Genomic DNA, 9675 nt, shown 5'->3' with positions numbered 1-9675 from the left:
AGACTGATTAAAATTACGAAATTGTACTTGATAGACTCAAAAAGTTATTGGCAAATTGATGAGATGCTGAGCTTGCATGTAAGAGCAGTTACATGATGCGTCTGTCTACTCTGCTCTACCTTTCTTCAACTGTTGAACGTCCTCAAGACTCAATCCTGTCTTTTGGCTAATCATTTCTTCATCTAATACATCTAGGAGTTGCTTAGCGATTTCCAGCTTAGCTTCTCTCATACCTTCTTGTCTTCCTTCTTGTCTTCCTTCTTGTCTTCCTTCTTCCCTACCCTGCTCCTTACCTTGTCGTATAGCCCTTTTAATGGCATTTCGTTGGTCATGAATATAAATTTCTCGCTTCTCTAAATCTTCCAGCTCTTCTCGATTTAGATTAGCTTGATTAGCAATTTCAAAAGCTTTCTTAATTTCAGGCACTGTTTCCATCGTCTCCGGTACTACATCCAAAGTTCTAGCCGTTTTAAGAAAATATATCCATTTATCCGTGAGGGTTTCTAATTCCTCTAATTCTTTGCTGAACTTGGTTAATTCAACAAAGACTAACTCAATGTCATAAATTATGTAATCCACTAAAAATTCTTTTTCTTTTAGAATGAATCGTGAAATTACCCTATCCAAATTGGAAAACATCTCAAAGTCCGTAATTGTCAAAGCAATTACCGGATTCAACAACGTATAATCTTCCCCCTGATCGAGTTGAATGGAATAAGCTTTTGCTGCATTGTACAAAATCCGCTTCTCAAACCCTTCCACATTCAACACTTGCATCTCGATAATTACGGTTTTGTTTCCCGTAATTCTCGCTTTGACATCTAAGTATGTATCTTTAATGCCGCGTATTTTAGGAGCTAGATAGGGATTGAGGATTTCTAAATCTTCAATCGTAGGATTGCCCTTGTAGAGAATGGCGTTTAAAAAACTAATGAGAATATCTTTACTTTGTTCGGAACCAAATATTTTTTTAAAGGCGAAATCTGTTTTAGGATTAATAAAAATCATGAGTATACCTCAATCTTAATAAGAAATTCAATTTAATTAAACTCAATTAATACTGCTCTAAGTTGCATAACCCACCAGGAGTTTAAAAATACTGTTGGTTAATTGCTTAGGGGACAGCTCCCTGACATGGTGATTCTCAATGGTGTGGACTGTCGGGGCACCCCATGTGGGTGCCCTGGCTGGATATAGGGCACCCACATGGGGTGCCCCTACAAAATGTCCATGTGTCGGCTATGACGCTTCTTTAATTCGCCAACAACATCCTGAAGTTTGATGCGGGATGAGGCTTATTGAGCAATGATGCCATATTTATTTTCTACAACGCACCTGCCGCCGTCTGATCCAGCACACCTCCAGAGAGATGTGTGGTAATGTTCATCGCTTGCAATATCGGCGGTTTCTTTAAACCATGAGGATAATCAATCACGGTAACAGCACCATTGCCCTGTTTGATACTCCAGATTGAGGCTGGACTCAAACCCAATACGTGACAGAGAATCACTTTATTGATGGCATCATGAGCCACAACTAGACCAGTTTTAAGTTCAGTGTCAGATACCCCAGCCGCTTCAATAATCGCATCCCAACAGGCAATCGCCCTATCCCACACCTGCTGTAAATTTTCCCCCTCTGGCATCTGTACCGTTTCGGGGGCAGTTTGCCACTGATGTAGCAAATCGGCGTACTCTTGTTTAATTTCGGACTCTAACTTTCCTTCCCACAATCCGTGATTAATTTCCTTGAGTTTCTCTGGCAGCTCAAGCTTGATATTTGGATGATTTTTTAGGATTAATTCAGCCGTTTCTTTGGGACGAAGCATAGGGCTACTGACGGCAAAATCAATCGGGACATCCTTGAGAAACTCAGCCGCCTGTTGGGCTTGTTTGCGCCCATTTTCATTCAGCGGCACATCAATCCCCCCCTGAAAGCGTGCGACTCGATTCCACTCGGTTTCGCCGTGACGCACCAGCAACAACCGCAACCCTCGATTCCCTTCTCGTGGTGTAGGTAAGGCGTCTCTCATGTGGGAGGTTTGATTGAGCGACTCTAATTGTACGAGTTCACCCCAACCTCCTACAAAGTTCAGGACGTTGATGCCACAGTTCGATTGCTGGATGGAATGGTAAAGCGCTGGGGAAATACCAAGGGCACTAGCGAGCAAACACCGATTAATCCCGTTATGCGCCACGATTAAAATCGTTCCTCCGGAGTGGCGGGGGAGAATCTCTTGCCAAAACTGCTTGGCTTGTTCGTAAAGCGCTAGCACGGGAAAGTGTTCTTTCGTCCCCTCTGCTGTGGGAAGAGTTATGCAAAATTGGTGAGGGCGTTCTTTCCAGCAGCGATACTCCTCTGAAAACTTGTCCTTCACCACCTCCTTATGCAACTTCTCCCACAACGGCAAATCAATTTCCAGCAGGCTGGCCGGTGTCAATAACTCCGGAGAACCCTGCAAATAGGGTAGGATAACCTCGGCGGTTTTCTTAGCCCGTTGTAGGGGAGAGCTATATACAGCATCAAATTTAAGGCTACTGAGGGCCGCGCCGACTTGGTGGGCATCGGCAGTTCCTTTTTCGGTCAAAACTGACTCATCACAGCGCCCTTGAATCATCTTCAGAGCGTTATAGCTGCTTTGACCGTGACGCACGATAATGACGCGAGTAGCCAATCTGGGAATCCTCCATTAGCAAGTAGGTAAATAGTGCCCTGTTTGATGCAAAGGCTGCTACTTTAAGCATCTCCCAATTTCAGGGTAACTTGCAACTGAACACCTGCCCTCAAACTGAATCATTGGTTTGAAGACGCATAGGATAATTTCAGATAGCTTGAAAAAACTAGCCTGTAAAGGGCAAAAAATCCTAGCCTTGGACTTTATTACTTGCATTTGGGGGGTTCATGACCACTGAGCAGTGGATTTTGCTGATAAAACGATTGATTTTGGGGGTACTGACGATTTTTGCGATCGCCAGTGTTACCCTTTCCTTATTGCAAAGCTTGGGTCAACCTCAGATTCAAAGCCGCCTGGAACTTTACCAAACGAATCTGCTGCTTCATGCCAGCGAGTGGCAGGGTAAAAGCACCCCCCAAGAGTCTAAACCTGATTTAAAAGCGGCTCAAAACGCCTTATTGGGCGATAAACCCTTAAAAACAGCCTTAGAACAGTATCAGGATGCCCGTAAGTCTGCCCAGACTACTCAGTTGAATATTGCGGCACAACTCAAAGAAGTTTCTGAAAAACTTGCGCAATTTGAGGGAATTGAGGATGCAGATACCTCGGTGCCCGACGAAGTCAAGATACAATTGCAACGCTCTAAGCAACAGCAGCAATTGCAAGGGCTACTTTCTCAGGTCAAACGACTGATTGATGAGCTAGATTTACGCATCGGCGTTCTCCAAGCTCAACAGGGTGACAAAGCCGCCGCGATCAAAACCTGGAATCAGTTTACTCCGTCATCGGCACCAGCGATTGATGGTCTGTCCGTTACGAAGGATTCCATCGTACAAACCGCGCAAGTGTTAATCGGTTTATGGAGTGAGCCACGTCGCTTGCTTCCGGATGCCGAGCCACAAATTCAAAAAAACTTAGATGGCTGGTTTCGCTATCGTGCCTTAGCCAAGCTCTATCAGTTGCAACAGAATCAAGACGCTTTGGTGTCACTCCAGGCTAAAGAACAAGCGATGGCTGAGCAAGCCATGTTCAAGTTAGCGCTAATTGGGGGAATACCTGGAGTTGGGGGTGTATTGGGTGTTGGACTTTTAATATTTTTAATCGTTCAGCGGCTCCTCCAAGGCAAACAATCGCTCCTAGCTACTAATAGCGAGGCTCCTTGGGAGACGCCTTGGAACTGGGAAATCATCTGGCAGGTGTTCATCCTGGGCTTTTTCTTTATCGGTCAACTGCTATTGCCCACATTGTTTCACTTGTTGGGCCTCAACCCTGGCAATTATGATGTGCGGATGAAAGCGTTCTATGTTCTGGTAAGTTACCTGCTGCTGGCCTCTGGGGGTTTTTTGGTGCTGTACTTTTCCCTTAAACCCTTTTTTCCATTACCAGAAGATTGGTTTCGTTTTAAGTGGCGAAGCAACTGGATTCTCTGGGGACTGGGAGGCTATTTCGTGGCACTCCCCTTAGTTATTTTGGTATCGCTATTTAACCAGGAGTTGTGGCAAGGACAAGGAGGCAGTAATCCCATTCTGCCCCTCGCTTTGGAGGGACGGGATAGCGTAGCGGTATTCCTCTTTTGCCTAACGGCTTGTGTAGCAGCCCCTATGTTTGAGGAGATTTTTTTCCGGGGGTTTTTACTACCATCTTTAACGCGTTATGTGCCTGTTTGGGGGGCGATTATCGTGAGTGGTTTTCTGTTCGCTCTGGCTCACCTGAGTTTATCTGAAGTGCTCCCGTTAGCCATGTTAGGAATAGTACTGGGGATTGTGTATACGCGATCGCGCAATCTCTTGGCTTCCATGCTGCTTCATGGATTGTGGAACGCTGGCACTCTCTTGAGCCTTTTTGTCTTAGGGAGTGGCTCGAATTAACCTATAGTGCTTTGGGTGCGTTACTGGCGTGGCAAGCCTTAAATGTTGCATTAGGACGTAAGCAGCAAATCAGGTAAATTGGGGTTTATGAGCCGATTTGTATTGCATCATTTTAGGTGTGTTACGCCACGACAGCTAGAGGCTTTGCCTAAGTCCTATAAGCATTAACTGGGCGGACAAATCAATAATTTCCGTACAAAACCGTCCCGGCAAATCCTACGTATCATGTGAATTTCCATCTAGATCTCAGCCTAAGCCTTAAAAACTTCCTCGTATTAAACTTGACACGGTGGTACTTCGCCTACGCTCTAAAGTAGAGCAGGTATCTAGCCAGCTACTGAGGCAACCTTAAGAATTATTCAAGCTATTGACTTTTTTATGCAAGTTACTCCAGATATTGTCCCAACAAAATCAGTATCACCGATAGACACAATTGCACTGGATGTTACGGGCATGAGATGTGCTGGCTGCGTCAGTATTGTGGAACGCCAGCTGAGCCAACATCCTGGCGTTGTTGCCGCCCGTGTAAACTTGGTCACTGAGGTGGCGGTTGTTGAGTGCGAAGTGGGTACAGTTGACCCATCAGCCCTCGCAGAACAATTAACTTCTAAAGGATTTCCTTCCCAGCCCCGCTCTCAAGCAGGCAAGATGTCCGCTTCACAAGATACCCGGACGCCCGCCGAGAGGCACGAACAGGAAGCTAGGGAGCAAGTCCGTCGCTTGGCGATCGCAGGCGTCCTGATCTTACTCTCCCTAGTAGGGCATATCGGTCATTGGATGGATGCCCCGATGCTGCCGGTCTTGAGTAATATCTGGTTTCACTGGGGACTGGCAACCCTAGCATTACTAGGGCCAGGGCGTCCCATTATCATTGATGGCTGGAAGGGTTTATGGCATCAAGCCCCTAACATGAACACCTTGGTAGGGCTGGGTGCACTCACCGCTTACATGGCAAGTTGTGTCGCCTTATTCTTTCCCCAATTGGGATGGGATTGCTTCTTCGACGAACCGGTGATGATGTTGGGCTTTATCCTGTTGGGTCGTACCTTAGAGCAACGCGCACGGCGACGTGCCGCCTCGGCGTTTGAATCTTTGTTAGCACTTCAGCCAAAAGTCGCACGTTTAATCGGTAAATCGACATCAACAGCTACCTCCCCTGGCAAGGGCAGGGGGGAGATGGAACAATTAGGAATCGAAATTCCCGTTGAGCAAGTCCGTGTAGGGGAGTGGTTGCGCGTATTACCAGGGGAAAAGATACCCGTAGACGGCGAGGTGATGACGGGTCAGTCTTTGGTGGATGAATCGATGCTAACCGGGGAACCAATACCTGTCTTGAAGCAACCGGGAGATGCCGTAACGGCAGGGACGTTGAATCAGTCCGGCGCGATCGCACTTCAGGCCACTCGCACGGGTGAAGAGACAACGTTAGCCCAGATTGTCGCCCTCGTCGAGGAAGCTCAAACCCGTAAGGCACCGGTACAGAAACTGGCAGATACGGTAGCCGGATATTTTACCTACGGAGTGCTAGCGATCGCATCCCTAACCTTCCTCTTCTGGTACTTAGCTGGCACGAAAATCTGGCCTCACGTCCTATCCCCGATCGCTGACATGATGGGACACGAGATGGTTGGTCATGCGACGGTTGAGCCGACGTCTCCCTTGCTGTTGAGTTTGAAACTAGCGATCGCAGTTTTAGTGATCGCTTGCCCCTGCGCCCTAGGTCTAGCGACACCGACCGCGATCTTAGTCGGTACGAGTCTTGGCGCAGAACGGGGCATCCTCATCAAAGGTGGCGACATTTTAGAGCGTGCCCATCAAATAGATACCGTGGTTTTTGATAAGACAGGCACCCTGACAACAGGTTATCCCACGCTTACTGATTGCCTACCCCTTGGGGAATGGGAAAGTCAGCAGCAGGAAAACCACAGTGAATCCCAATCCGCAAAACTGCTGCAACTAGCAGCAGCGGCTGAAACTGGCACTTCTCATCCCCTCGCCTCAGCCATTCGCAATGCCGCCCATCAGCAACAGCTACCGATTTTGGATGCTCAAGATTTTTATACCGAACCTGGACTAGGAATATCGGCTTTGGTAGAGAATCGGCGTGTCTTGCTGGGTAATGCGGACTGGTTAGTTCAGCAAGGCATTAAGATTAGTGGCACTGTTCAGCAACAAATTCGAGTGTTGGCGGATGCCGGGAAAACGGTGGTTTACGTCGCTGTTGATGGTGTTCTTGCAGGTGCGATCGCCGTGCGTGATGTGCTCAGACCGGATGCTCAGGAGACTGTAGAACGCCTCAAAGCGCTGGGATTTCGGGTAATGTTAATGACTGGTGACCAGCCTGACTCAGCTACTGCGATCGCACAACAACTGTTAATTGCACCTGATGACGTGCTGGCTGGGGTTCGTCCCGATGGTAAAGCGATCGCCATCCAAAAGCTGCAATCCCAGGAACGCCGCGTGGCAATGGTTGGAGATGGCATCAATGATGGCCCTGCCCTAGCTCAAGCCGATGTTGGCATTTCCTTGCATGTAGGCACGGATGTGGCTAGAGAAACGGCAGGGATTATTTTAATGCGCGTCAGTACAACACGTCCCCAAGACGTTCGCTTGCTAGATGTGGTGGAGTCTATTGAGCTGGCACGGACTACCTTCAACAAGATTCGGCAAAATTTATTTTGGGCATTTGGCTACAATGCCCTCGGCATCCCCGCAGCTTGTGGTGTACTTCTCCCAGGATTTGGAATTGCCCTCAGCCCTGCGGCGGCTGGTGCGTTAATGGCATTTAGCTCGGTTAGTGTAGTCACTAACTCCCTGTTACTGCGTCGTGCCTTCAAAGCCAAATGAAACTGGGAACTGGGGAAAAGGTTACAGGTTGACCGCAAATTGATGCGTTCTAACCTGCAACCTGTAACCTTCAAACCTGCAACCTTCAAACCTTCAACCTTAAATATGCCACAATAGAAAACGGACTATTCTCAAAACCTGGCATGAGTCAAGGCGACCCAATTGTTTTGACCCTCTGCGCCATCCAGGGAAATTTTAACAGTAGAGTTTTTCCGCTCAATTCCACAACTGCTTATGATGATGTTTTGAGGGAATGTCGCATTGAAAGTCATCAATCCACATCTCCTAGGAGTCAAGCTAAGCTGGTTGAGAGATATGTCAAGGTGAGTAAGCCACAGCGTTTTTCTGAGCCAACTGCACTCTCTATCACAATTTTTCGATGGCTGGACAACCCAAACACCACCATTTGTTGATTATTGAAGACGACAAAGGCCGTAAGGAATTTCCCTTGGAAGAGGCAGTGTATTCCATCGGCAGAGACCCCAAGTGTGATATCCGTCTCCATTCGCAATTTGTCTCTCGCCGACATGCCACTTTAGTCCGCAGAGAACGGGAGGATGGTAGCCGATATTACCGGATTGTCGATGGCAATCTTAAAGGCAAGGCGAGTGTCAATGGGCTTTTGATTAATGAGCGCAAACTACAAGCCCACGATCTCGAAGATGAAGATGAGGTCGTCTTCGGCCCGCAGGTGAGTGCCAAATATTACCTGCTCAAGAGCAACGACCCAAATCCGACTGGGCCACCCGATGAGTTTGACATCACCCTGATTAGCCCTGGCATGATGATTGGCGACCCAGGAGACATAGGTTCTTGGGAGTGAATTAGACTGTTTATCTCATTCAAGAGATAGCAGAATATTAGCCAGGAACAGTTTCCACAAGGTGCCAATAACGATTTTCCGCCACAGCCTCTTGCACCATATCAAACATCTGGTGGCAATGATTATCAACCTGGAGAGGCAACTCTTCGTTTTTGATTACAAAATTCATCCGTACTTCCTGGGAGGTGGCAGTCGATTTATCAATCAACACTTCCACAGTCACCAACTTAGCAAAAGCGACACGACCAGGAATTTCCCGTGCCATTACATAATCTCCCGTGTCGTAAATAATATCGAAATTGCAGGATTGCAACAACTCAACCAGTGAGGGCTGGAGATCGTCGAGGGAAACTGCAACAGTAAACGAACAAGTGTAGCGAGCCATATATAACCCTGGGCGTCAGATAGCTAGACCCTCTTATCATATCGAACCTCTGTAAAGGCTCATGAAAGGGGTGTTAAATGAAAAGCCGATGCTCCACATGATCAGCTACCAGCATCTTAGCGGTTCATCCGGATAAAGAGAATCAAAAAAACTGTATCCTACAAGTGTCAGAAGATTGAGGAAAGCTTAAAGAAAGGTGAAAAAAGGCTCAGTAATGATAAGGGAGCGGCTAAGTCTGGATTGAGTGATGCGCGGCAAGCTAATTGTATTTGAGGGAGTTGAAGGCAGTGGTAAAACCACCCAACTCCAGAGATGTTCACAGTGGTTAGAAGCGAGTGGTTTACTCTTACGCTTGGGGGCGGTCGGAACAAGACGGCAAATTGTAGCGACGAGGGAACCCGGTGGAACTTCATTGGGTATCGGTCTACGCAAACTGTTGCTAGAAGCAGGGATTCACTCTACACCGCAACCGATTGAAGACCGGGCAGAACTGTTGATGTACGCAGCTGACCGCGCTCAACACGTCGAGGAATTGCTCAACCCCCAGCTAGAATTAGGCGCGATTATTTTATGCGATCGCTACACGGATTCTACAGTGGCCTACCAAGGGTACGGGCGCGGTCTTGACCTAAAATTGATCGAGCAGCTAAACCAAATTGCAACGGGCGGATTGGAAAGTGACTTGACCCTCTGGCTGGATATTGAAGCCGAAATCGGCCTAAAGCGGGCACGACAACGGGGCAGCGCAGACCGAATGGAGCAGGCAGACTTAGCCTTTCACCAACGAGTACAGCAGGGATTCGCTCAATTAGCCGCATCCTATCCCCAGAGAATTGTCAGGATTGATGCCAGTCAGAGTGAGGATGTGGTGCATGGGGCAATTCAAGAGATTTTGTCTCAACGATTTAGAGAATGGGGATTAGGTAATGGGTAATAGGTAATGGGTAATGGGTAATCGTTTCAATGTTGGCAAGTTAAACGTTTACGTTGTGCGTTCTAACCTTCAACCTTCCAACCTTCAACCTTCTGACCAATGACTAATCACCAACCCGTCGTTTCAGACCCTTTTTCGATTCTT

General features: G+C 47.5%; 7 protein-coding genes. 4 read left to right on the top strand and 3 right to left on the bottom strand.

Annotation, left to right across the window (positions count from 1 at the left end; genetic code table 11):
• Window positions 1-105: 105 nt before the first annotated feature.
• Together V6C93_RS01185 and V6C93_RS01180 are read right to left on the bottom strand one after the other, a co-directional pair.
• Window positions 106-1008 (bottom strand): Rpn family recombination-promoting nuclease/putative transposase, encoded by a 903-nt coding sequence (locus V6C93_RS01185; RefSeq protein WP_333474809.1) that lies wholly within the window; start codon window positions 1006-1008, stop codon window positions 106-108.
• Between the two features lie 316 nt (window positions 1009-1324).
• Window positions 1325-2674: a histidine phosphatase family protein gene (locus V6C93_RS01180; RefSeq protein WP_333474808.1), complete on the bottom strand. Its 1350-nt coding sequence runs from the start codon at window positions 2672-2674 to the stop codon at window positions 1325-1327.
• 227 nt (window positions 2675-2901) lie between these two features.
• Here V6C93_RS01180 and V6C93_RS01175 point away from each other — a divergent pair, with 227 nt between their 5' ends.
• The 3 genes from V6C93_RS01175 (at window position 2902) to V6C93_RS01165 (ending at window position 8212) form a co-directional block, all read left to right on the top strand.
• Window positions 2902-4542: a type II CAAX endopeptidase family protein gene (locus tag V6C93_RS01175; protein WP_333474807.1), complete on the top strand. Its 1641-nt coding sequence runs from the start codon at window positions 2902-2904 to the stop codon at window positions 4540-4542.
• 378 nt (window positions 4543-4920) lie between these two features.
• Window positions 4921-7389 (top strand): heavy metal translocating P-type ATPase, encoded by a 2469-nt coding sequence (locus V6C93_RS01170; protein ID WP_333474806.1) that lies wholly within the window; start codon window positions 4921-4923, stop codon window positions 7387-7389.
• A 379-nt stretch (window positions 7390-7768) separates the two neighbouring features.
• Entirely contained in the window at window positions 7769-8212 is a 444-nt protein-coding gene (locus tag V6C93_RS01165; RefSeq protein WP_333474805.1) for an FHA domain-containing protein, read from the top strand.
• A 37-nt stretch (window positions 8213-8249) separates the two neighbouring features.
• Here the strand turns inward: V6C93_RS01165 and V6C93_RS01160 are convergent, their stop codons facing one another.
• A complete protein-coding gene (locus V6C93_RS01160) occupies window positions 8250-8597 on the bottom strand; it encodes a hypothetical protein (protein ID WP_333474804.1) in 348 nt (115 codons plus the stop codon).
• 247 nt (window positions 8598-8844) lie between these two features.
• Here V6C93_RS01160 and tmk point away from each other — a divergent pair, with 247 nt between their 5' ends.
• Window positions 8845-9531 (top strand): dTMP kinase, encoded by a 687-nt coding sequence (gene tmk / locus V6C93_RS01155; protein WP_333474803.1) that lies wholly within the window; start codon window positions 8845-8847, stop codon window positions 9529-9531.
• The last annotated feature ends 144 nt before the right edge of the window (window positions 9532-9675 follow it).

Source organism: Allocoleopsis sp., assembly GCF_036703385.1.
GTDB lineage: Bacteria > Cyanobacteriota > Cyanobacteriia > Cyanobacteriales > Coleofasciculaceae > Allocoleopsis.
This window is presented reverse-complemented; position numbering and strand designations above follow the sequence as displayed.

Excerpts from the sequence above, each read along its gene's own strand:
- V6C93_RS01185 (WP_333474809.1), bottom strand. The coding sequence starts at position 1,008 with ATGATTTTTATTAATCCTAAAACAGATTTCGCCTTTAAAAAAATATTT.
- V6C93_RS01175 (WP_333474807.1), top strand. The coding sequence starts at position 2,902 with ATGACCACTGAGCAGTGGATTTTGCTGATAAAACGATTGATTTTGGGG.
- V6C93_RS01170 (WP_333474806.1), top strand. The coding sequence starts at position 4,921 with ATGCAAGTTACTCCAGATATTGTCCCAACAAAATCAGTATCACCGATA.
- V6C93_RS01165 (WP_333474805.1), top strand. The coding sequence starts at position 7,769 with ATGGCTGGACAACCCAAACACCACCATTTGTTGATTATTGAAGACGAC.
- V6C93_RS01160 (WP_333474804.1), bottom strand. The coding sequence starts at position 8,597 with ATGGCTCGCTACACTTGTTCGTTTACTGTTGCAGTTTCCCTCGACGAT.
- tmk (WP_333474803.1), top strand. The coding sequence starts at position 8,845 with ATGCGCGGCAAGCTAATTGTATTTGAGGGAGTTGAAGGCAGTGGTAAA.